Source organism: Methyloparacoccus sp. NF-16 (assembly GCF_056880625.1).
Genome location: NZ_CP174130.1, coordinates 1,871,669 through 1,893,483, shown reverse-complemented (window position 1 = coordinate 1,893,483; position 21,815 = coordinate 1,871,669). Strand labels below are relative to the sequence as shown.

The following is a 21,815-nucleotide window of genomic DNA, read 5'->3' as shown; positions in this document are numbered from 1 at the left end:
GTGCCGAACTCGCGTCTGCTGCTTCAGTGGTCCTGATGTTTTTCCTTGTGCTTGACAATCTGCCGGTCCAGCTTGTCGACCAGGCCATCGATGGCCGCGTAGAGGTCAGCCTGCGTGTCGGCCGCGAACAGGGTGGCGCCGTTGACCTGCACGGTCGCTTCCGCCTTCTGCTCGAGCTTTTCGACTTCCAGAACGACATGCACGTCCATGACCCGGTCGAAATGGCGCTCCAGGCGGGCGAATTTTTCCAGGACGTACTGCCTGATCGAGTCGGTGACCTGAAGCTGGTGGCCGGTGATGTCGATGTTCATGTCGCGAATCTCCTTGGTTTGATGGTTAGAAAATCTGCTTGCGCTCGCTGGAGGGCGGGATGGCCATGGCCTCGCGGTATTTGGCGATGGTCCGCCGTGCGACGTTGATGCCCCGTGCCTGCAACTGTTTGGCGATGGCCTCGTCGCTGAGGGGCTTGCGCGCGTCCTCCTGCTCGACGATCTGCTTGAGGAAGGCCTTGATCGCCGTCGCCGAGCATTCGCCGCCGCCCTGGGTGGAAACGTGGCTGGAGAAAAAGTACTTGAATTCGAAGATGCCGTTGGGCGTGTGCAGGTATTTCTGCGTGGTCACGCGGGAAATGGTGGATTCGTGCATGCCCACCTCCTCGGCGATGTCGCGCAGCACCATCGGCTTCATGGCCATGGCGCCCTCGTCAAGGAATGCCTGCTGGCGGTCGATGATGCTGCGGGCCACTTTCAGCAGCGTTTCGTTGCGGCTTTGCAGGCTCTTGATGAACCAGCGCGCTTCTTGCAGGTGGTGGCGCATGGTGGCGTTGTCGGTGCTGGTGTCGGCGCGCTTGACCATGCCCGAGTAGAGCGGATTGACCCGCAGTTTCGGCGCGATTTCCGGATTGAGCCGGACCACCCAGCGGTTGCCCTGGCGAACGACATAGACATCCGGGGTGATGTACTGCGAGTCATCCGCCGGAATGCGGCGGCCGGGTTTCGGTTCGAGGCTGCGGACCAGGGTCACGATGCCGGCCAGCGCCGCATCGTCCACGCCCAGCCCGCGTTTCAGCCCGGCCACGTCCTTGCGCGCCAGCTGGTCGAGATGGCGTTCGACCAGCTGCAGGGCCTGGTCCCTGAATGGCGTATCCTCGGGCAGCTGTTTCAGCTGGATGCGCAGGCAGTCGGCAAGGTCGACCGCCCCGATGCCGGGCGGCTCGAAGTTCTGGATGCGATGCAGTACCGCCTTGACTTCGTCCAGCTCCAGCGACTGGATCTGCTGGGCCAGCCCCTGGTGAATGTCTTCCAGCGTGCTGCTGAGGTAACCATCCTCGTTGATGCTGTCGATCAGGGCGGTGGCGATGGCATAGTCGCGGTCGCTGAAGCGCGCCAGTTCCATCTGCCAGGCCAACTGGTCATGGAGGTTCTCGCCGGCGATGCCCTGGAAGACGTAGTCGTCGTGGCTGTCGCCGCCGGCCGGGGAGGATGCTGCGGACGAGAGGCTGTCGTACACGTCTTCCCAGGAAACATCGACCGCCAATTCGCTTGGTATGTCGGCCGGCGCGTCCATGTCGCGCAATTCACCGTATTCGGTCTGTGCCGTTGCCGTGGTTTCCGCGGGCGCGGCGAGGTCCGTGGGCTGATTGGCGGCGGCCGCGGGCTCCTCGTCAGCGATTTCCAGCATCATGTTGGAATCCAGGGCCTCCTGGATCTCGTGTTGCAACTCCAGGCTCGACAACTGCAACAGCTTGATGGCCTGCTGAAGCTGGGGAGTCATGGCCAGATGCTGGCCCATGCGGATTTGCAGCGATTGTTTCATGGTGTCCTGATGTCTTTTTCGCCCATGCGATCACCTCCATCGCATGGGGGCTATTGCGTTAGCTTATCCCCATGGCATGGCGATTGCTAGATTACATCGAGAAGTTTTCACCGAGGTAGACCTGGCGTACCTCCGGATTGCTGACGATCTCCTCCGGATGACCGTCGGCAATGACCCGACCTCCGGCCAGGATATAGGCCCGGTCGCAGGTGCCCAGCGTCTCGCGCACGTTGTGTTCGGTAATCAGGATGCCGATGCCGCGTTCCCGCAGGTGCACGATGATCTTCTGGATATCGATGATCGAGATCGGATCGACGCCGGCAAAGGGTTCGTCCAGCAGCATGAAGCGCGGTTCGCAGGCCAGGGCCCGGGCAATCTCCACCCGGCGTCGCTCGCCACCCGAGAGGCCGATCGCCGGCTGGTTGCGCAGATGGCCGACGCTGAACTCCTCCAGCAGTTCGTCGATGATGAGTTCCCGTTGACCGTGGGTCAGTTCCTTGCGCAGTTCCAGTACCGCCATGAGATTCTCCGCGACGGTGAGCTTGCGGAAGATCGAGGGTTCCTGGGGCAGGTAGCCGATGCCCAGGCGCGCCCGCTCATGCATGGGCAAGTGGGTGATCTCGCGCTCGTCGAGCCGGATCTGGCCCTCGTCGGGGCCGATCAGGCCGACGATCATGTAGAAGCTGGTGGTCTTGCCGGCGCCGTTCGGACCCAGCAGGCCGACGATTTCGCCGGTATTGATGGAAACCGAGACCCCGTCGACAACATTGCGCCGGTGGTAGCGCTTGACGATGTGGTGGGTGCTGAGTGTCGGCATCTTTGATTACTCGGAGGGCTTCTCTTCCTTGGGAATGATGCGGACATGCACGCGGCGGCTGCCGGAGCGGCTGGAACCCGCCTTGTAGATGGCGTTGCGGGTGTCGTATTCGATGTGGTCGCTCTTGACCGTGTGTTCGCTGCTGTCGGGATCGGGGCCTTCCCAGGTCATGGCGTCGCCGTTGAGGATCAGGATGCCCGAATCCGGGAAATAATCGGCCCGCTTGCCGATGCCGTGATTGTCGGGACCGCCGCCGTCGGGTGTCTGTTTCAGCCGGGCGGGATTGCCATAGATGATGATCTGGTCGGCTTCGCCCTTCTGCTGGTTGACAATCATCTTGTCGCCCTTGACTTCGAGGCTCCCCTGGCGCGCGGTGACGTTGCCGGTATAGACCGTCTCGCCCTTGTTTTCGTCGAAGACCACCGCGTCGGACTCGATGAACATGGGTTGCTTGGAATCGCTGCTGAGGGCGCGGGCGGGGGCCGGGGCCAGCGCGGCGACGGCTGCCGCCAGCAACAGGGAGGCCAGCGGCCAGCGAGCGGGGAGTCGCGGAAGGGGGCGTGGATTACTCTTGCACATCGTGTCGTCTGCGGACATTGGCGAGGATGGAGTACTGGATGCCGTCCCCGAATTTGAATCTGGCGCCCGTCCCGGTCATGTAGTCGGGCGGGCTGATGACGCGGATGTCTTCATCCGTTTCGGCGTAGTTCTTGTCGGGCTGGACGCGCGCATTGGTCGTCTCGATGCGCATGGTGCGCCCCTGGCGGTTGGCCTCCCGGGTTACCAGCACGTCGCCATGCAGCAGGATTTCGTCGCTCTTGCCCGGCAGCGTGGCCGATTCGGCATGAATGATCCAGGGGGGGCCATCCTTCACGAACAGGTTCATCACCGGCCGGGCGATTTCCGTGCGGTCGTCGCCGTCGTAATGCACCAGCTCGTCCGCCACCAGCAGTTCCTTCGGCTGTCCCGTTTCGTCCATCACCGTGCGCTGGAGCTGCTTCGCGTAGTAATCCACCTTGCCGGGTTCCAGCTTCACGCCCTTTTCGAAGGCGGGTCCATAGCGTTCCGCCAGCCACCAGGACGCCAGCGCCAGCAGAACCGGCAGCACGTAACGGGAGAGGTTGCCGGCGCTGGCCAGCAGCCTAGCGATAGCCTTGAAGGACATGCTCCAGCGTTCCCTGGGCCTGCATGATGAGGTCGCAGACTTCCCTGACCGCGCCCAGCCCGCCCGCCCGGGTGGTGACCCAGTGCACATCCGGGTACAGGCTCGTGTGCGCGTCGGCCACGGCCACGGCCAGACCGACCCGGCGCAGCAGTGGCAGATCCAGCACATCGTCGCCGACGAAGGCGGTTTGCGCCGGATCCAGTCGCAGCAGCTCCAGCAGCTCCAGATAGGGTTCCAGCTTGCTTTCGCGGCCCTGGTAAACGTGCTCCACGCCGAGGCTTGCCATGCGCAGCGCCACGGCCGGCGAGCTGCGGCCGGAAATGACGGCGGTCGCGACGCCGGTACGTTGCAACAGCTTGATGCCGTGGCCGTCGCGCGCGTGAAAGCTCTTGAGTTCCTGGCCCTCCGGCGTGAAGAACAGGCGGCCGTCGGTCAGCACGCCGTCGACATCGCAGATCAGCAGGCGGATGTTCGCCGCCTGCGCCAGCACGTCCGGGGGCAGGGGCGGCAAGGTCATACCACCCCGGCTCGCAGCAGGTCGTGCATGTTGAGCGCGCCGATCAGGTCATGCTCCTCGTTCACGACCAGCAGGGCGCTGATGCGTCGCGCCTGCATGATGCGCACGGTCTCGGCCGCCAGCCGCTCCGGGCCGACCGTGGCGCAATCGCGGGTCATGACGGCCTGGATCGGCGTGGCGTGGATATCGATGCCATGCTCCAGCTGCCGCCGCAGGTCGCCATCGGTGAAGATGCCCCGGAGTTTTCCCTGCTCATCGACCACGGCGGTCATGCCCAGTTGCTTGGCCGTCATTTCCAGCACGGCTTCGCGGATCGGTGCCAGCTCCCGTACCGCCGGGATGCCATCGCCGGCATGCATGATGTCCCTGACGCGGATCAGCAGTCGGCGGCCGAGACTGCCGCTCGGGTGCGAGAAGGCAAAATCCTCACGGCTGAAGCCGCGCGCCTCCAGCAGGGCCACCGCCAGCGCGTCGCCCAGGACCAGGGCGACGGTGGTGCTGGAAGTCGGCGCCAGTCCCAGCGGGCAGGCCTCCTCGTCGATACGGGTGTCGAGGGTGACATCGGCCTGGCGCGCCAGCGGCGACAGCGGGTTGCCGCTCATCGCCACCAGGGGAATGCCGAGCCGCTTGAGCATGGGCAGGATGGTCAGGATTTCGGCGGAGTCGCCCGAATGCGACAGGGCCAGCACGACATCCTGGCCGGTGATCATGCCCAGGTCGCCATGACCGGCTTCGCCCGGGTGCACGAAGAAGGCGGGTGTGCCGGTACTGGCCAGGGTGGCGGCGATCTTGCCGGCGATGTGTCCGGACTTGCCCATGCCTGTCACCACCACGCGTCCCCGGCAGTCCAACAGCAGCTCGCAGGCTTGGGCGAAGCGCTCGTCGATGCGTTCGCCGAGGGCGGCCACGGCGGCGGCTTCGACAGTAACGACGCGCGCGCCGGCGGCACGGAGGCGCTCATGGTCGTACGCGGGACGGGGCAGCTGGCGCGTCGGACAGGGTGTCATGAATCGGTCGGGGTCGGCATGCCGGCATTATGCCATGCCGCGGTTCCCGGCTTCGCCTGCCGGAGTACCGTCGCGCATGTCCCGGTCGTCAGGGCTGTGCCGGCGGGCGCCGCCCATAGAGCAGGTTGTCCGGGTGCCGTTCCAGGGTATCGGCCAGCCGCCGTATGGCGCGCGCGGCCTCCGACATGTCCCGCAGCGCGGTCGACAGCTCGGCGTCCGGCTGGGTCATGCCCTCGAGCGTGGACAGCGTGGCGCGGGCCTGTTTCAGGCTGTTGTTGGCGTTGCCGAGCAGGTCCGGCACCCCGGCATTCAGGTGGTTGACCAGCACGCGGCCATCGCGTGCCAGGCCGTCCACGGCCGTGGTGAGGGTGGCGGCCGACTGATCCAGCCGCTTGACCAGCTGGCGGGCTTCGCGGGCGGTCTGGTCGACGTTGCTGCTCAGATTGTCGACCTTGCCGTCGACATGCCGCAGCAATTGCTGCAGGTCCAGCAGGGTCCGGTTGAGATTGACGATGGCGGCGTCCGTCTCGGGCTTGGCCAGCAGGCTGTCCACCCGGCGGATCGCGCCCAGGGCGGCCTCCACCGTATCCCTCAGGGGCAGTTCCCGCACTTCGCGCGCCACCTGCTGGACCGTCTTCTCGATTTCATCCTTGCTCGACGTGACGGTCGGGATCTCCGGCCACCGGAAGCTCTTCTGGCCGACCAGCACAGCGGGCTGTCCCGGCAGGAAGTCGATGTCGACGTACAGCTGGTTGGTGACCAGGCTCTGCAGCGCCAGCTTGGCCCTGAGCCCGCGCTCGATCAGCTCCCCAAGGCCCGGGTGTGCATGTCCGGGCTTCTGCCCGCGTGTCTCCATGACCTTTTCCAGGTCGATTTCCAGAACCACCGGGGTCAGCACCCGGTTCTGGTCCAGGTCGTACTGCACCAAGACGTTGTCGACGCGGCCGATGCTGACGCCCCTGAGCTTGACCGGCGCACCGCTGTTGAGGCCGTTCACCGATCCCGGGAAATAGGCGACGAAGCGTTGCACATGGCTGAAGTAATAGCCGCCGCCAAACATCAGTACCAGCACCGTTGCCAGCGCCAGGCCACCCAGCACGAAAAGGCCGATGATCCGGACATCGAGGCGGTTATCCATGGTCCGAAATCCTCATGCCGGATGCCGGGAAGGTCTGTTCGCCGGCGGAACCCGGCGGTTGCTGTCCCCTGCCCGGTCCCGTATCCCCCCGGCTCAGGAAGTTGCGGACCGTCGGGTGTTCGGCATGCGCCAGGAGCTCCCGGGGTGCTCCCCGGGCGATGATGGTCTTGCTGTCCGTGTCGAGGAACACCGAATCGGTGCCGATGTTCAGGATGCTGGGGAGATCATGGGTGACGATGACGGCGGTGCTGCCGAGACTCTCGCTGACATGCTGGATCAGCTCGTCCAGGCGGCGGGCGCTGATCGGGTCCAGGCCCGCGGAGGGTTCGTCGAAGAACAGGATTTCGGGATCCAGCGCCAGGGCCCGGGCGAGGGCGGCCCGTTTCTGCATGCCGCCACTGATCTCGGCGGGATAGAAGTCCTCGAAGCCCGCCAGCCCCACCAGCGCCAGCTTGAACGATACCAGTTCGGCGATCTCCGTCCGGCCCAGCCGGGTATGCGCGCTCAGCGGCAGGGCAATGTTCTCGGCCAGGGTCATCGAACTCCACAGCGCCCCGCTCTGGTAAAGGATGCCCATTTTCAGCAGCATGCCGTTGCGCACGGCCGGCGGGGCTTCCCACAGATCGATGCCGTCGAACCACACATGTCCCCGGGCCGGTGGTTTGAGGCCGATCAGGTGACGGAGCAGGGTGCTCTTGCCGCAGCCGCTGCCGCCCATGATGATGAAGATTTCGCCGCGCCGGACGGCAAAGTCGAGATCGCGCTGCACCACGAATCGGTCGTAGGCCATGGTCAGCCCGCTGACCCGTACATGCGCGGCGGCCGGCGGCGTTGGGAGGTGAGCCATGGTCGCGGTGCTCAGCGCTTGAAGACGTTCAGGGTGGTGACCAGCAGGGTCATGATGGCGTCGGAAATCACGATGTAGACGATGCCGGTGACGACGGCCGACGTTGTCGCGAGACCGACGGCGGTGGCGTTCCGCTGGCACTGCAGGCCGCGCATGCAACCGGCGATGGCGACCAGGATGCCGAACACGGCGCTTTTGCCGATGCCGACCTCGAAGTCTATCAGCCTGAGCCGGTTCTGAATCTGGATCTGGTATTCGGCGAAGGAAACGTCGAACATGCCGGCCGCCACCAGCGCGCCACCCAGGATGCCGAGGATGTCCGCATACAGGCACAGGAATGGGATGGTCAGGAACAGCGCCAGGATGCGCGGCAGTACCAGGAATTCCATGGGCGAGAAACCGGAGGTTTTCAGCGCGTCGATCTCGTCGTTGACGGTCATGGAACCGAGTTCGGCGGCATAGGCGGCACCGGTGCGGCCGGCCATGAGAATGGCGGTCATCATGGCGCCCATCTCCCGCGCCATGCCCAGGCCGACCAGGTCGGCGATGAACACCTGCGCGCCGAACAGCTTCAGCTGCACCGCACCGACAAAGGCCAGGATCATCCCCACCAGCACCGCTATCAGGCTGATGATGGGCAAGGCATGCGGGCCCGTGCCCTGGATCAGCCGGCCAAGATCCACGGCGCGCATGCAGGACCGGCCCAGCAGCAGGCGGCCGAAGGCGAGGCAGGTCTCGCCGATGAAATCGGCCAGGTGCAGGAAATCCCGCCAGCCGCGCAGGGCGTGTCCGCCCAGCAGGGCCAGCAAGCCGCCGGGTTTGTCGATGCGGTGCACGTCCTCGCGTTCGGGAACGGCGTTGGCCAGGGCCAGCATGCCCTGGATGCCCCTGGGCAGACCCGAGCGGTCGATCCGCCGTCCGAGCGCCTCCTGCCCGGCGATCAGGGCCTTGAGGAAGGTCAGCAGGCGGCTGTCCCAGCGCGACAGTTCGGCGCAGTCGAACGCCAGGACGGTGAAGGCGGCGCCGGATTCGAGCCGCGCCAGCACCTCGGCCGTCGGCGGGATGTTGGTCTGCGTCGTCCAGGCGCCCGCCAGCCTGAGTGTCAGCGTGCCGGACGGCGTGGCGATGTAATCCAGCTGCGGATTCACGGCGCGGGCCGTTTCAGCCGGTAGAGTGCCGAAATGTCCTCGTCGCCATGGCCATCGGCCAGCAGGCGGTCGTAATCGCGGGCCGTCATCTCGGCAAGGGGCAGGGCGACGCCGTGCTCGCGCGCCATTGCCAGGCAGATGCCGAGATCCTTCTGGTGCAGCGCCAGCTTGAAGCCCGGCACATAGCTGCCCCGGACCATGGTGCGCCCGCGCTTTTCCAGGAACCAGCTGCCCGCCGCGCCACTGTCCATCACCTCGATGAGTTTGTCCATGTCGAGCCCCAGGGTCTCGCCGAAGGTCAGGGCTTCGGTCACCGCCTGGTTGATGCCGGCGCACATCGCTTGGTTGACCGCCTTGGCCGACTGTCCCATGCCGACGTCGCCCATGTGGACGATGCGGCTGCCCATGGCCGCCAGCACCGGCCGCACCCGCTCCAGGGTGGCCGCCGCGCCGCCGACCATGATGGCGAGCGTGCCATGGCGCGCACCCTCCATGCCGCCGGTGACCGGCGCATCGAGGAAGTCGGCTCCCTGGCCGCGGACGCGCTCCGCCACCGCGCAGGCGGTTTCCCGACTGACGGTGGAAAGGTCGACGACGATCTGGCCGGGCCTCAGGCTTGGCAGCAGGGCATCGACGATGGCGAGCACGTCGGCATCGGCCGATACGCAGACGAGGATGACATCGGCCGTTGCCGCCAGCCCGGCCGGCGAGTCCGCCTGCGCGACGCCAAGTTCCCGGCACAGCGCCTCGGCGACAGGGGCGCTGCGGTTCCAGACACTGCCCAGGAGGCCGGCCCTGGCCAGGTTGCGGGCCATGGCTGCGCCCATCGAGCCCAGGCCGATGAAGCCGGTCATGGGGCCGGTGCTGTCAGCCGTCGCCGTCATGTTGCCGCTCATTCTTCCAGGTAGGTGTAGCTCGACAGGCCGGCGACCAGCTCGCTCTCGAACAGCTTGCGGCGTTCGGCCGGCAGCCGGGCTTCGAGCAGTTTCTTGCGGTAGGCGCGTTCCAGTTCCTCGGGCTCGATGTGCACGTAGCGCAGCATGTCGTCGGCGCCGTCGCCATGCATGGGATTGACCAGACGGTAGCCGCCGGCGCCATCCAGTTCCACGTTGACCGAGTGCGTGTCGCCGAACAGGTTGTGCATGTCGCCGAGGATCTCCTGGTAGGCGCCGACCAGAAAGATACCCAGCAGATAGCTCTCGCCCGCGCGCGGCTCATGCAGGCGCAGGGTGGTCTCCAGGCTTTGCTGGTCGATATAGGCGTCGATGCGGCCGTCGGAATCGCAGGTAAGATCCTGGATCACGCCACGGCGGTTCGGCTCCTCGTCCAGGCGTTGCAGGGGCATGACCGGGAACACCTGGTGGATGGCCCAGGCATCGGGCATCGACTGGAACAGGGAGAAGTTGCAGAACACCTTGTCCGCCAGACGCTCGTTGAGGGTGTCCAGCAACTCCCGGTGGGCCCGCAGGCGCACGTCCAGCCGGCGCTGCACAGCATGGCAGACCGCCGCGTTCAGGCGCTCCGCCTCGGCCAGCTCCGCCAGCGAGAGCTGGCCCTGGACGAACATGGCCCGGGCCTCGGTAAGGTCGAACTGGGCATCGTGATACACCCCCAGCACCGGTTCGGTGGGGAGTTGCTGAAGGCATTCGGCCAGATCCTGCAAGGGCTTGGCTGCCGTCGGGGCGGGTGGCGAGGTGTCCTCGGGCACCCGCTCGATGTCGGTGACATGGGTGATGAGGATGGCGTGATGGGCGCTCATGGCGCGGCCCGACTCGGTGACGATGTCCGGTTGGGGCAGGTCATGCTCGGCGCAGACCTCGCTGAAGGCGCGGACGATGCTGTGGGCGTATTCGTCGATGCTGTAGTTGATCGAGCAGTCGCTGGTCGAGCGGGTTCCCTCGTAGTCGATGCCGAGTCCGCCGCCGACGTCGGCCACGGCGATGGCGGCCCCCAGCCGGTGCAGCTCGGCGTAGTAGCGTCCGGCCTCGCGCAGGGCGGTCTTGACGTCGCCGATGTCGGCGATCTGCGAGCCCATGTGGAAGTGCATCAGCCGCAGCCAGTCCAGTTTGCCCGCTGCCGACAGCCGGTCGACCAGCCGGAGGATTTCGCCGCTGTGCAGGCCGAATTTGGATTTTTCGCCGCCGCTGTTCTGCCATTTGCCGGCACTGATGCTCGACAGCCGGACCCGCACGCCCAGTTGCGGCTCGATCTCCAGCGCGGCTGCCTCGGACAGCACCACGTCCAGTTCGGACAGTTTCTCGATGACGATGTGGACGTTCAGTCCGAGCCGGCTGCCGATCAGCGCCAGACGGATATAGGAGCGGTCCTTGTAGCCGTTGCAGATGACCGTGCCGGCCTGGGACAGGGCCAGGATCGCCAGCAGTTCGGATTTGCTGCCGGCCTCCAGCCCGACCGGGTGCGCGCCGTTGTGCAGGATGCCGTCCACCACGCCACGCTGCTGGTTGACCTTGATCGGATAGACCGGCGTATAGCGGCCCCGGTAGCCGTATTCCTGGCGGGCCGCCTCGAAGGCGCCCGCCAGCCGGACGATGCGGTCGCGCAGGATGTCGGTGAAGCGCACCAGCACCGGCAGCGTCAGGCCTTCCTGGCGCACCGACTGGATGATGGCCATGAGGTCCAGCGTCGCGCCGGTGTCGCGGCCGGCGGGGCGCACGACGACATGGCCCTCGTCATTGATGTCGAAGTATCCCTCGCCCCAGTGTTCGATGCCGTAGATGTCGCGTGACCGTGCGGAGCTCCAGCGCGTCGTCATGATGAATTCCTTTGATAAGGCCGGCAATTATGTGGAAAATCCCCGCTCTTTTCCATTTGAGGTTTCCTGATGATCGACCCCGCCGGCTGGTTCACCGAAATCTATCCCAGGCATGGCAGCGCCTTCTCGCTCAGGATCAAGGCACGGCTGCACGAGGAGCAGACGTCGTTCCAGAAGATCGAGATCTTCGATACCGAGTGGTTCGGCAAGCTGATGGTCATCGACGGCTGCACCATGGTGTCCGATAGGGACAATTTCCTGTACCACGAAATGATGACGCACCCGGTGCTCTATGCGCATCCCCATCCCCGACGGGTATGGGTCATCGGCGGCGGAGACTGCGGCAGCCTCAAGGAAGTGCTGCGCCACCCGGAGGTGGAGCAGGCGGTACAGATCGAGATCGACGAGCGCGTCACGCGACTGGCCGAGATCCATTTTCCCGATCTCTGCACTTCCAATGCAGATCCGCGTGCCGAACTGCTGTTCATCGACGGCATCCAGTGGGTCAGGGACGCCGCGCCCGGCAGCGTCGACGTGATCATCGTCGACAGCACCGACCCGGTTGGTCCGGCCGAGGGCCTGTTCAACGAAGCCTTCTACCGTGAATGTTTCCGCTGTCTGGATCAGGGTGGCATCCTCGTGCAGCAGAGCGAGTCGCCGCTGTTCCACGCCGACCTCATCGAGGCCATGCACGGCACCATGCGCCGTGCCGGTTTCGCCGACACCCGCACCTTCTACTTTCCGCAGTGTATCTATCCCTCCGGCTGGTGGAGCGGCACCATGGCCGGCAAGGACGCGCTCGGCGGGTTTCGCGAGGCTGCGGCCTTGGCGAAACCGTTCGCGACCCGCTATTACAATGTGGATATCCACAAGGCGGCCTTCGCCACTCCCGAATTTCTTCGCCGGCCGCTCGCGGTCGATTGAAGCCCGGGTCCATCATCTTCCATCGAGGAACCACCCATGGCCGAGAAAGAAATCAACGAAGCGCTGTTCACGTTGCGGCGGGAAGTCGAGCAGCTCGAGGACAGCCATCCGGAACTGAAGGACAAGCTCGATGCCCTGCTCGGCAGCCTGGAGGAGCGGCTCGACGTCAGCGAGAATCCCCACGAACTGCACCTGGTCGAGGATTTCAAGGCGGCGGTGTCGCAGTTCGAGGTCGAGCATCCCACCGCGGCCGGTGTCCTCAACGAACTGATGATCACCCTCGGCAATCTCGGCATCTAGGTTCCAGGCGCCGAGTCTCCGCCGCCCGTCCCCAGCCCTGGAGCAGATGTCGATGCCATCCGGTTTCCCGCTGGCGCCGCCGCTGACCGTGGCGCAATGGTTCAACACCCCCGAGCTGTTGTCCCTTTCCGCCCTGCGTGGCCAGATCGTGGTGCTGCATGCTTTCCAGATGCTGTGCCCCGGCTGTGTCAGTCACGGCCTGCCGCAGACCCAGCGGATCCACGACTATTTCGGTGGTCGGGGTGTCACGGTCATCGGTCTGCATACGGTGTTCGAGCATCATGCGGCGATGCAGCCGGTTTCCCTGGAAGCCTTCATCCACGAGTACCGCCTTGGCTTTGCCATCGGCGTCGACATGCCCGGCAGCGGCCCCGTTCCGCGGACCATGCAGGCGTACGCGCTACGGGGCACACCCTCGATGATCGTGATCGACAGGTGCGGGCGCATCCGCCAGCACGCCTTCGGCCAGGTCGACGACATGCGGCTCGGCTTCCTGCTGGGCCAACTGCTGGCAGAGCCGGAACCGGAACCCGACCAGGAACCACACTGGCCTTGATCCCGCCGTGAGGCGTCCCATGTTTCCCGCCCGCGGATAGCCCGTGGTACCCTCGGGCCCTGGACGCGACACCGATACGGAGGAGACCATGGCCAGCGTGGACCGGACCCAGGCGGAAATTCTCTGGTTCGAGGACATCGGCATTGAGGACGTGCCGTTGGTGGGCGGCAAGAACGCCTCCCTCGGCGAAATGTACCGGGAGCTGACACCCCAGGGGATCCGCATCCCGCCCGGTTTCGCCATCACGGCTGCTGCCTACCGCGACTTCCTCGAGCATGCCGGTGTCGCGGCACGGTTGCGGGAAATCCTGGCCGGGCTGGACACCCACGACATCGCCGATCTGCAGCGGCGCGGCCTGGCGGCGCGGCATGCGATCCTGGCGGCGGAACTGCCGGCGGGACTGGAGCGGGCGATCCTCGCGGCCTACCATCGGCTTTCCGGCGATGGCGCCGTGCTGGCGGACGTGGCCGTGCGCTCCAGCGCCACCGCCGAGGATCTGCCCGATGCCAGCTTCGCCGGCCAGCAGGAAACCTATCTCAATGTGCAGGGTCCCTCGGCCTTGCTGGAAGCCTGCAAGCGCTGTTTCGCTTCCCTGTATACCGACCGGGCCATTTCCTACCGCGCCGACAAGGGTTTCGACCAGCTGCGCATCGGGCTTTCCGTCTGCGTGCAGCGGATGGTGCGCTCGGATCTGGCGGCTGCCGGGGTCATGTTCTCCATCGATACCGAAACCGGTTTCCCCGACGTGGTGCTGATCAATGCGGCCTACGGGCTGGGCGAAAACGTTGTCGCCGGCTCCGTCAATCCCGATGAGTTCTACGTGTTCAAACCGACCCTGCGGCAGGGCTTCCGGCCCATACTCCGCAAGTCGCTGGGCAGCAAGGAACAGAAGCTCATCTACGACATCGGCGGCGGCAGGATGACGCGCAACGTGGCTGTCCCGCCCGAGGAGCGGACGCGGTTCTGCATCGACGAGGAGGACATCCTGATCCTGGCCCGCTGGGCCTGCCTGATCGAGGCGCACTATACCCGCAAGCGCGGCCAGGCCACGCCCATGGACATGGAATGGGCCAAGGATGGCTGCAGCGGCGAACTGTTCATCGTCCAGGCGCGTCCGGAGACGGTGCAGTCGCAGAAGTCCGCCGGTGTCATCGAAAGCTACCGGTTGCGCGGGCCGGGCGGTGAGCCGCTGATCACCGGTCGCAGCGTGGGCGATCGCATCGCCGCCGGCCCGGTCCGTGTTGTCCAGTCGGTCAAGCACCTGCACCGTTTCCAGGACGGTGAGGTACTGGTGGCGGACAGGACCGATCCGGACTGGGAGCCGTCGATGAAGAAGGCTGCCGCCATCGTCACCAATCGCGGTGGGCGTACCTGTCATGCCGCGATCGTCAGTCGCGAACTGGGGCTGCCGGCCGTGATCGGCACCGAGCGGGCGACGGAACTGCTCAGGGACGGCCAGCCCGTTACCGTGTCCTGCGCCGAGGGCGATACCGGCAACGTCTACGACGGGCTGCTGCCCTTTGCGGTCGAGCGCCGGACGCTGGCCAATCTGCAGCGTCCGCGCACCAAGATCATGATGAATGTCGGCAACCCCGAGGAGGCATTCCGTCTGTCCTTCCTGCCCAACGACGGCGTCGGCCTGGCGCGCGAGGAATTCATCATCTCCAACTCGATCCGCATCCATCCCAAGGCGCTGCTGGACTACGCGCGCCTGAACGATCCGGATGTGAAGGAGGAGATCGACCGGCTGACCGTGGGGTATGACGACAAACCCGGCTTCTTCGTCGAGCGACTGGCGCAGGGCGTGGCGATGATCGCGGCGGCGTTCCATCCGAACGACGTCATCATCCGCATGAGCGACTTCAAGACCAACGAGTACGCCAACCTGGTCGGTGGCCGGCCCTACGAGCCGACGGAGGAAAACCCGATGATCGGCTTCCGGGGCGCCAGCCGCTATTACGACCCGCGCTATCGCGACGGCTTCGCCCTGGAATGCCGGGCCATGAAGAAGGTCCGCGACGAGATGGGCCTGACCAACCTGAAGATCATGATTCCCTTCTGCCGCACGGTCGAGGAAGCCAGACGGGTGCTGGCGGAGATGGAGAAGAACGGTCTCAAGCGCGGCGAGAACGGGCTGGAGATCTACGTCATGTGCGAGATCCCCAGCAATGTGTTGCTGGCAAAGGAGTTCGCCGAGGTGTTCGATGGCTTCTCGATCGGTTCCAACGACCTGACCCAGCTCACCCTGGGCGTGGACCGCGATTCCGAGATCGTCGCGCATATCTTCGACGAGCGGAACCCGGCGGTGATGCGCTCGATTGCCTCGGTCATCCGCGATGCCAAGGCAGCGGGCCGCAAAATCGGCATCTGCGGCCAGGCGCCCAGCGACTATCCGGAATTCGCCCGCTTCCTGGTCGAATGCGGCATCGACAGCATATCGTTGAACCCCGATGCGGTCCTGCGAACGACCATGGATCTCCTGGAGATCGAGGCCGGTTTGGCGCAACGCTCCTGAGGTCCTGCCTGCCCAAGTGATGGTTCCATTTCCTGCAAGGCAGGATCACTCCGCCCTGGAGCGTGTCCATGGCTGACTCGTGATGGAAATCACCCGAGGCCCATACCCTTGTACTCGCCCAGGACGGGCGAGCGGCGGCGCCCCGATTCGGAAACAAGCCCAACAATCGAACGATGAAAATCCTGCACGTGGAAGGAGGACGGAACCTGTATGGTGGTCCCCACCAGGTCCTGCTCCTGATGGAGGGTCTGAAGGCCCGGGGTATTGAAAATCACCTTGCCTGTCGACCGGGCTGCCAGTTGGCCGAGCGGGCAGTCGCCGTGGCAACGGTTCACCCTGTGCCGATGAGGGGCGATCTCGACGTGAGTCTGATTGCCCGGCTGTATCGCCTGATCCAGACCGTGAAGCCGGATATCGTTCATCTGCACAGCCGTATCGGCGCGGACGTGATGGGCGGCCTGGCGGCGCGACTTGGCGGCACTCCCGTGGTCCATTCGCGCCGCAATGACAATCCCGAGAGCCGGTGGATGGTGGCCCTCAAGTATCGCCTGCATGACCGGGTGATTGCGATCTCCGAAGGCATCGGCAGGGTGCTGCTGAGCGAGGGCTTGCCGGCGGCTAAACTCCGCTATGCCAGGGATGCGGTGGATGCGGAGGAGTGGCAGGAGCCGCGCGACCGCGACTGGTTCGCGCAGGCGTTCGGTATCGGGCCGGCGCAACCGGTGATCGGGGTGGTGGCACAGTTGATCCCCCGCAAGGGACACCGGTATCTGATCGAGGCGGTAGCCCGTATCGTGGGCGATCATCCCGACCTGCAGGTGCTGTTTTTCGGCCAGGGTCCGCAAGAGGTCGAGCTGATCCAGGCCATCCAGGACCGGGGGCTGGAGCGCACTATCCGGCTGGCCGGTTTCCGGCCTGACCTGCCGCGCATCCTGCCCTGCCTGGATGTGCTGGTCCATCCGGCATTGATGGAAGGCATGGGGGTTTCCCTCCTGCAGGGCGCCTGTGCTGCGGTGCCGATCATCGCATCGCGGGTGGGTGGAATACCCGAGGCGGTCAGCGACGGCGAAACCGGCATCCTGGTTGCTCCAGCCGATCCGCTCGAACTGGCAGGCGCCTTGGCCAGGCTCCTGGAGGACCCCGGCTTGCGCCGGTGCATGGGGATGGCGGGCCGGCAGCGGGTCATGCGTGAATTCTCTCCCCAGGTGATGGTGGAGGCGAATCTGGCCGTCTACCGTGAAGTGCTCAGAGGGGGGGGGGGCTGAGTGGGGCTTCGCTCGCCCCGGTCTGCTCGAGCCCTTTCACGATGCGATTGCACGGGAGCAGGACCTGATCTGTCGGCATGATCCTCGTGTTCCGTGCGGGATCCGTCCAGCCGTGTTTTGCGGGGCCCGGACGGGAGCCCGGATCTCGGGTTTCCGGCCTCGTTCAGGTCACATAGCCAATACGGTCCTGCATGCGCGCGTTCATGTCGGCCTTCATGGCGTCGGAGAGATGCTTCTCAACGGTATATTCCTTACCGAAGCAGGGATGAGCCTGCATCTCCTTGTGCCTCCTGTCGAGAAAAGCGTCGAGTGTGCCGATGACTCTGGCCGGATTGCCCGCGGCGACCGAGCCGGGCGGAATATCGTGCGTGACCACGCTGCCTGCGCCGATGACGACATCGTCGCTGATGGTGACGCCGGGAAGAATGATCGAACTGGCGCCGACGAACACCCGGTCACCGATCGTGACCTTGCCGATGCGGGTACTCCCCAGATGCGTGCGGGTGCTGGCGTCGTGCGCCAGAATGTGGACACGTGGCGCTAAGGTAACATCATCACCGATTTCGATATGCCAGATATGGGAATGGTCAAGCTTGACCTCTTCCAGCATCTTGAAGTTTCTTCCAACCTTAAGGCCCCGACGGATATGGTCTTTAAGTTCGTTCCCGCGAATGAACCGATGATAGAGGGCCCTCAATAAGAGATGTGCCTTATTCATTTCTGGACGCTCATGAAATAGTCAAGGTATTCGTCTGAAATCTTCTCGACCGTAAAGTCGTTGGCGCGTGCCATCAGCCGCTCGGGAGCATGCCTGGATATCAGGCTCTCCCGCATGGCTCGGGCCAGTTCCTGGGGATCGTGGCAGCGGACGAGGGTGCCGAACTCACCATGATTGAGGATTTCCGCAGGGCCGCTCGGGCAATCCGTGCTGACGATCGGGATGCCATGGGCCAAGGCTTCGACAAGCACGTTGCCAAATCCTTCGTGGTCGGACGACAGGACAAACAGATCCGCGTTCCTGAAACAGTCGTCTACATTTTCCCTGTATCCCGGGAGCGCAACCGACTCGCCCAGGCCAAGCTCAGACACCAGGGATTCCAGCGCTTGCCTTGACGGGCCTTCACCATAGAGGGTCAAGCTGACGTCCATGGTGTTGCGCAGTTCCTTGAGGGCCCTCAGCAGCAAGGCATGGTTCTTCTGCGGGACCAGGCGACCTAGCGTGATGATCCTCTTCGGCCCGTTACCCTGCCTGATTGCTCGTGGCGCCGCGTCGACCCGTTGCCTGAGCACAGGGTTATAGATGACTCGTATCTTGTCGTCCGCCAGGCCGGTGAGGGTGAGCAAATCGTCCTTGACACCTCTTGATACCGCGATAATGCCGCTGGCATACGGGTAGGTCACGCGCAGGCTCAGTTTTAGCAGAAATGGTATGGAACTTCTTTCGCTGCTCAGATGGTTGTGTTCGGACAGGAACAAACGGCCCTTGCAGCCGGCATAAAACCAGGCCATGGCACTCGCGACGGTGAGTGGCCACATCCTGGACAGAATGACGTCGGGCCTGCTGGCCTTGAGATGTCGGCAAAGCCCTGGAATGGCCCAGCGCAGCCTGGATGAGCCGAGATTCTGGAGGCTTGCCCCGGATGGCAGCTTGTCGACCAGCTCCCCCTGATTTTCCAGGAGAACAAACTCGACCTCATGTCCCTTCCGGAGCCAGTCCTCGGCAAGGTTGAGACTCATTCTTTCGACGCCACCCCCGGCAAGGCTGGGCAGCAGGATGCTGATTTTCATGGGGCTAACCCGCTGGGCAAAGGTTGATGGGCGTGGCGCAGGCCGGTCTCGGCCAGTTGCGGGTGATGATCTCTCCGTGAGCGCCGGCCAAGGGTTCGCCGAAGGGCACCTCGAAAAACCCCGGATTTCGTCAGATTTATCTCTATAACCTACTGATTTACAGGACGTGATTTTTCGGAAAAAGAGGTTTTTCGAGGTGCCCCGAAATCCCGGACAGCGCGAATCCTGCCGGATTCCGGCGATGGCGCCATCCCGTCTGGCGGCACCACACAGGTGTCCTGGCTGTGCGGTTTCCCGCAGCAGCCAGGGACAAGGCGGAAGGGCGTCGCAGGTCGAGTGCTGCCGCCGGGTCAAGCGCGACTCCACCCCGTTTACTTTGCGGTGACGGTCATCCCCAGGGCCTCCAGATCGCCCGGATTCCACTCCCTGACGGGGTTGTTGGTATCGGAGGGAATCACCGCGCCATCGGAGGAGAGGTAGGTATTGCCCGTGGCAACGGCAATGCCGAAGATGTCGGCATAATCCCATACGGTCCAGCCCAGTCCCTTGGCGCTGAGGGCATTGCGCATGTCCCTCAGCCAGGCAGAGCGATAGGCCGGATCGGTGACCGGCGTGGGATGAATCCGGACGACGCCGAATTCGTTGCAGATCACCTTCGCCTTGTTGGTGGCGGCCCAGTTTTGTATCAGCGTCAGATCCTGCAGGATTCGGTCGTAACCCCAGTTCTGGTCCTTGTACTCATCGAACGCCGCCCTGACCACCGCCTCGTTCACCCCCGGCTTGAGGGTCAGGCTTTCCCAGGTGCTGCTGGAGGCGGGGTAGGCAAGGCCGGTGAACATCCCTTCCGGCCGCGACAGATGCGGCTCCCATGGGGCTCCGAGGTGGGTGAACAGATAGGGTTCGTAATAGTGAATGGTGTGGGCCACGGCAGGATCGTTCACGGGCTGATCCTCCAGCAGTCCACGCAACCCGCCGCCATAGCTGCCGGACAGCAGGACCAGATGTCCCGGGTCCTGTTTCCGGATCGAGGCGAGTGCCCTGTTGCGCAGTTCAAACCAGGGTTTGGGGCCCGTGCCATCCCAGTACTGTGGTTCGTTCAGGATCTCGTAAACCAGCTTGTCCTGGGGTCTGCTCTTGTAGCGTTTGGCCAGGGTTCCCCACAAGTTGATGAAAGCCGACTGAACGCTGGTCTCCTTTTCGATCCGCTGTTTCAGGGTGGCGGAGGGGTGGAAGTCCAGCACGGCCACCAGGCCCGCCTGCAGGGCCATGTTGACGGCGTTGTCCAGTTTGCTGATCTGCGGCAGCGACGCCGAATTGCTGCGGCTGTCCGGGTTCCAGCCCAGGAGACCGGGATCAAAGTTGATGCGGACATGATCGAAGCCCGCGCTGGCGATGCGCGTCATGTCCGCCTGGACGATCGGCTGGCGGCCATAGTAGGTCAGCCAGTGGGAAAGGTTGACCCCGCGTTGCAGGTTGGGCAGCGTGGCTGGTGATGGCGCGGCTTTGCCGGGGGGGGCCCCCAGGCAAAGCCAAGGCCAGACCAGCATGGCAAGCGCCACCGGTATCGCCCATCGTAACGACTTGAAAACTTGCATGGTTGTTCTCCTGATGGTTGGACATCGACGGATCGCAATGCCCTTGGTTTCAATGTTGATGGCGCTTGGGTGACTCGATCCGGGTCAGTAGGCATTGTCACCCTTGATCACGGCCCCGAAGGTCTTGAGGATGATCAGAAAATCCAGCCAGAAGCTCCAGTGTTCAATATAGTAAAGATCGTACTCGAGGCGCTGGGCCATTTTCTCGGGCGTGTCGGTCAGACCGCGCTTGCCATTGATCTGGGCCCAGCCCGTGATGCCGGGCTTGACGCGTGTGCGGGACACGTATTCGTCCAGGATCTTGGCGTACTCGTCGTCCATTTCCACCGCGTGGGGACGCGGCCCCACGACCGATATGTCGCCCACCAGAACGTTCCATAGCTGCGGAAGCTCGTCCAGACTCCAGCGCCGCAGGAACTTGCCGACGCGGGTGGCGCGCGGATCGCCGGGGCGTGCCTGGATCATCCTCTCGGCCGCGGCGACGCGCATGGAGCGGAATTTGTACATGTCGAAGCTGCGGGTGTTGAAACCACCGCGCCGCTGCGCGAAGAAGATCGGTCCGGGCGAATCCAGCCGGACGGCCAGTGCGATCAGGGCCATGACCGGCGCCAGTACGATCAGGGCGAGGCTGGCAATGACGATATCGAGAAGCCGCTTTAGCCACGCCGCCCATGGGCCGATCGGGCTGTGGATGACACGCAGCAAGGGAACCTCGCCCAGGGTCGAGAGACGCAGATCTCCCGACTTCAGCCCCAGGCTTTGCAGCGGCATCATGTTGACGTAGATGTCGATGGGCGTCACCCGCAGCTTGTGGATGAATGCCTGTATGCGCTCCTGAGCCCGGAGCGGTATGGCGATCAGGACCTGATCGACGCGATTGTCCCGAATCAGCCGCAGCAGGTCGTCAGTATTGCCGGCTCTTTCAAGCCGAGGTTGCTCAGGGGAGGCCTGCTGGTCGCGCAACGGGTCGCTGCGGTCGTCAAACAGCCCGATGAGCTCGAATTCGCGGGAAACGCTGCCATGGATGCGGGCGGCCAGTTCCTGACCCTCACTCCCGGCTCCCACGATGGCCAGGCGTGTGACGGATATCGACCGTAACCAGCCGGCCCGGTAGGCCATGAGCAGCAACCCGCGGAAAAGCCAGAGCCCCAGGAGGCCGATCAGCGCCCAGATCAACCACCAGCGATTGACGATATAGTGAGCGGTACCCGTGATGGCCAGCACGGCCGCCAGCAGCACGAAGACCCGCAGCCACCAGTAGGCGGTTCGCTTGAGGCATTCACGCAGAACGCCGCAATATCCCACGTCATAGGCTTTGACGTCCCGCATCTTCAGAACGAAGACCAGCGGGATGGCCACGGTGAGAAATTGATACTCCGGCAGCACTTCGGCATTGCCGCCGAATACCAGCCACAGTGCTATCCGGGATGACAGCATGCCCCAGCCAAAATCCAGCAGCATCAGGGCAATTTGCAGATAAACGCGGGAACCCATCGGCTCGATCCTCACCCGTCGTGGCATTGAGTTGCCATGCTACCATGTGCCCTGATGCGCATCTTGGGCAAATGATTTTTCTTCTGAATTTACAGCTGGTTACCTGATGTTTTCGGGGCTGATGCGTGAGCGGGACGGGTTCCCGGGCAGC

At 64.4% G+C, this 21,815-nt stretch carries 21 protein-coding genes; 5 read left to right on the top strand and 16 right to left on the bottom strand.

Features of this window, described 5'->3' with window-relative positions; translation table 11 throughout:
• Window positions 1-23 precede the first annotated feature (23 nt).
• From hpf to speA, 12 genes are all read right to left on the bottom strand, one after another.
• Entirely contained in the window at window positions 24-311 is a 288-nt protein-coding gene (gene hpf / locus ACH5N8_RS09080; RefSeq protein WP_460026373.1) for a ribosome hibernation-promoting factor, HPF/YfiA family, read from the bottom strand.
• 25 nt (window positions 312-336) lie between these two features.
• A complete protein-coding gene (locus ACH5N8_RS09075; RefSeq protein WP_460026374.1) occupies window positions 337-1,815 on the bottom strand; it encodes an RNA polymerase factor sigma-54 in 1,479 nt (492 codons plus the stop codon).
• 91 nt (window positions 1,816-1,906) lie between these two features.
• Entirely contained in the window at window positions 1,907-2,632 is a 726-nt protein-coding gene (gene lptB / locus ACH5N8_RS09070) for an LPS export ABC transporter ATP-binding protein (protein WP_460026375.1), read from the bottom strand.
• 6 nt (window positions 2,633-2,638) lie between these two features.
• Window positions 2,639-3,211, bottom strand: coding sequence for a lipopolysaccharide transport periplasmic protein LptA (gene lptA / locus ACH5N8_RS09065; protein ID WP_460026376.1), 573 nt, complete (start codon window positions 3,209-3,211; stop codon window positions 2,639-2,641).
• Entirely contained in the window at window positions 3,198-3,797 is a 600-nt protein-coding gene (gene lptC, locus ACH5N8_RS09060) for an LPS export ABC transporter periplasmic protein LptC (RefSeq protein WP_460026377.1), read from the bottom strand. Before lptC ends, lptA begins: the two co-directional genes overlap by 14 nt.
• The gene (kdsC, locus tag ACH5N8_RS09055) at window positions 3,775-4,314 is read right to left on the bottom strand and encodes a 3-deoxy-manno-octulosonate-8-phosphatase KdsC (protein ID WP_483281078.1); all 540 of its coding nucleotides are present in this window, start codon (window positions 4,312-4,314) and stop codon (window positions 3,775-3,777) included. The genes lptC and kdsC overlap by 23 nt, the downstream gene beginning before the upstream one ends.
• Window positions 4,311-5,321 (bottom strand): KpsF/GutQ family sugar-phosphate isomerase, encoded by a 1,011-nt coding sequence (locus ACH5N8_RS09050; protein WP_483281077.1) that lies wholly within the window; start codon window positions 5,319-5,321, stop codon window positions 4,311-4,313. Before ACH5N8_RS09050 ends, kdsC begins: the two co-directional genes overlap by 4 nt.
• 88 nt (window positions 5,322-5,409) lie before the next feature.
• Entirely contained in the window at window positions 5,410-6,459 is a 1,050-nt protein-coding gene (locus ACH5N8_RS09045; RefSeq protein WP_483281076.1) for an MlaD family protein, read from the bottom strand.
• A complete protein-coding gene (locus tag ACH5N8_RS09040) occupies window positions 6,452-7,306 on the bottom strand; it encodes an ABC transporter ATP-binding protein (protein WP_483281075.1) in 855 nt (284 codons plus the stop codon). Before ACH5N8_RS09040 ends, ACH5N8_RS09045 begins: the two co-directional genes overlap by 8 nt.
• Window positions 7,307-7,317: 11 nt before the next feature.
• On the bottom strand, window positions 7,318-8,454 hold the full coding sequence (locus ACH5N8_RS09035) for an ABC transporter permease (RefSeq protein ID WP_460026382.1): 1,137 nt from the start codon (window positions 8,452-8,454) through the stop codon (window positions 7,318-7,320).
• Window positions 8,451-9,338, bottom strand: coding sequence for an NAD(P)-dependent oxidoreductase (locus ACH5N8_RS09030; RefSeq protein WP_483281074.1), 888 nt, complete (start codon window positions 9,336-9,338; stop codon window positions 8,451-8,453). Before ACH5N8_RS09030 ends, ACH5N8_RS09035 begins: the two co-directional genes overlap by 4 nt.
• A gap of 8 nt (window positions 9,339-9,346) precedes the next feature.
• Window positions 9,347-11,227 (bottom strand): biosynthetic arginine decarboxylase, encoded by a 1,881-nt coding sequence (speA, locus tag ACH5N8_RS09025; RefSeq protein WP_483281073.1) that lies wholly within the window; start codon window positions 11,225-11,227, stop codon window positions 9,347-9,349.
• Between the two features lie 69 nt (window positions 11,228-11,296).
• On the opposite strand from speA, the gene speE reads away from it, so the two are divergent.
• The 5 genes from speE (at window position 11,297) to ACH5N8_RS09000 (ending at window position 16,787) form a co-directional block, all read left to right on the top strand.
• The gene (gene speE / locus ACH5N8_RS09020) at window positions 11,297-12,151 is read left to right on the top strand and encodes a polyamine aminopropyltransferase (RefSeq protein WP_483281072.1); all 855 of its coding nucleotides are present in this window, start codon (window positions 11,297-11,299) and stop codon (window positions 12,149-12,151) included.
• A gap of 36 nt (window positions 12,152-12,187) precedes the next feature.
• Window positions 12,188-12,451, top strand: a complete 264-nt coding sequence (locus ACH5N8_RS09015; protein WP_460026386.1) for a DUF4404 family protein — start codon at window positions 12,188-12,190, stop codon at window positions 12,449-12,451.
• 52 nt (window positions 12,452-12,503) lie between these two features.
• A complete protein-coding gene (locus ACH5N8_RS09010; RefSeq protein WP_483281071.1) occupies window positions 12,504-13,007 on the top strand; it encodes a peroxiredoxin family protein in 504 nt (167 codons plus the stop codon).
• 88 nt (window positions 13,008-13,095) lie between these two features.
• Window positions 13,096-15,522: a phosphoenolpyruvate synthase gene (gene ppsA / locus ACH5N8_RS09005; RefSeq protein ID WP_483281070.1), complete on the top strand. Its 2,427-nt coding sequence runs from the start codon at window positions 13,096-13,098 to the stop codon at window positions 15,520-15,522.
• A gap of 173 nt (window positions 15,523-15,695) precedes the next feature.
• Window positions 15,696-16,787, top strand: a complete 1,092-nt coding sequence (locus tag ACH5N8_RS09000; RefSeq protein WP_483281069.1) for a glycosyltransferase — start codon at window positions 15,696-15,698, stop codon at window positions 16,785-16,787.
• A 163-nt stretch (window positions 16,788-16,950) separates the two neighbouring features.
• Here ACH5N8_RS09000 and ACH5N8_RS08995 read toward each other — a convergent pair whose 3' ends face one another.
• From ACH5N8_RS08995 to ACH5N8_RS08980, 4 genes are all read right to left on the bottom strand, one after another.
• Window positions 16,951-17,397 carry a DapH/DapD/GlmU-related protein gene (locus ACH5N8_RS08995; protein ID WP_483281068.1) on the bottom strand — a complete coding sequence of 149 codons (447 nt, stop codon included), beginning with the start codon at window positions 17,395-17,397 and terminating at the stop codon, window positions 16,951-16,953.
• Window positions 17,398-17,501: 104 nt separating this feature from the next.
• Window positions 17,502-18,575: a glycosyltransferase gene (locus tag ACH5N8_RS08990; protein ID WP_483281067.1), complete on the bottom strand. Its 1,074-nt coding sequence runs from the start codon at window positions 18,573-18,575 to the stop codon at window positions 17,502-17,504.
• Between the two features lie 371 nt (window positions 18,576-18,946).
• Window positions 18,947-20,170, bottom strand: coding sequence for a glycoside hydrolase family 5 protein (locus ACH5N8_RS08985; protein WP_483281066.1), 1,224 nt, complete (start codon window positions 20,168-20,170; stop codon window positions 18,947-18,949).
• 84 nt (window positions 20,171-20,254) lie between these two features.
• Complete coding sequence (locus tag ACH5N8_RS08980) at window positions 20,255-21,664, bottom strand: undecaprenyl-phosphate glucose phosphotransferase (protein WP_460026393.1); 1,410 nt, start codon at window positions 21,662-21,664, stop codon at window positions 20,255-20,257.
• Between the last annotated feature and the right edge of the window lie 151 nt (window positions 21,665-21,815).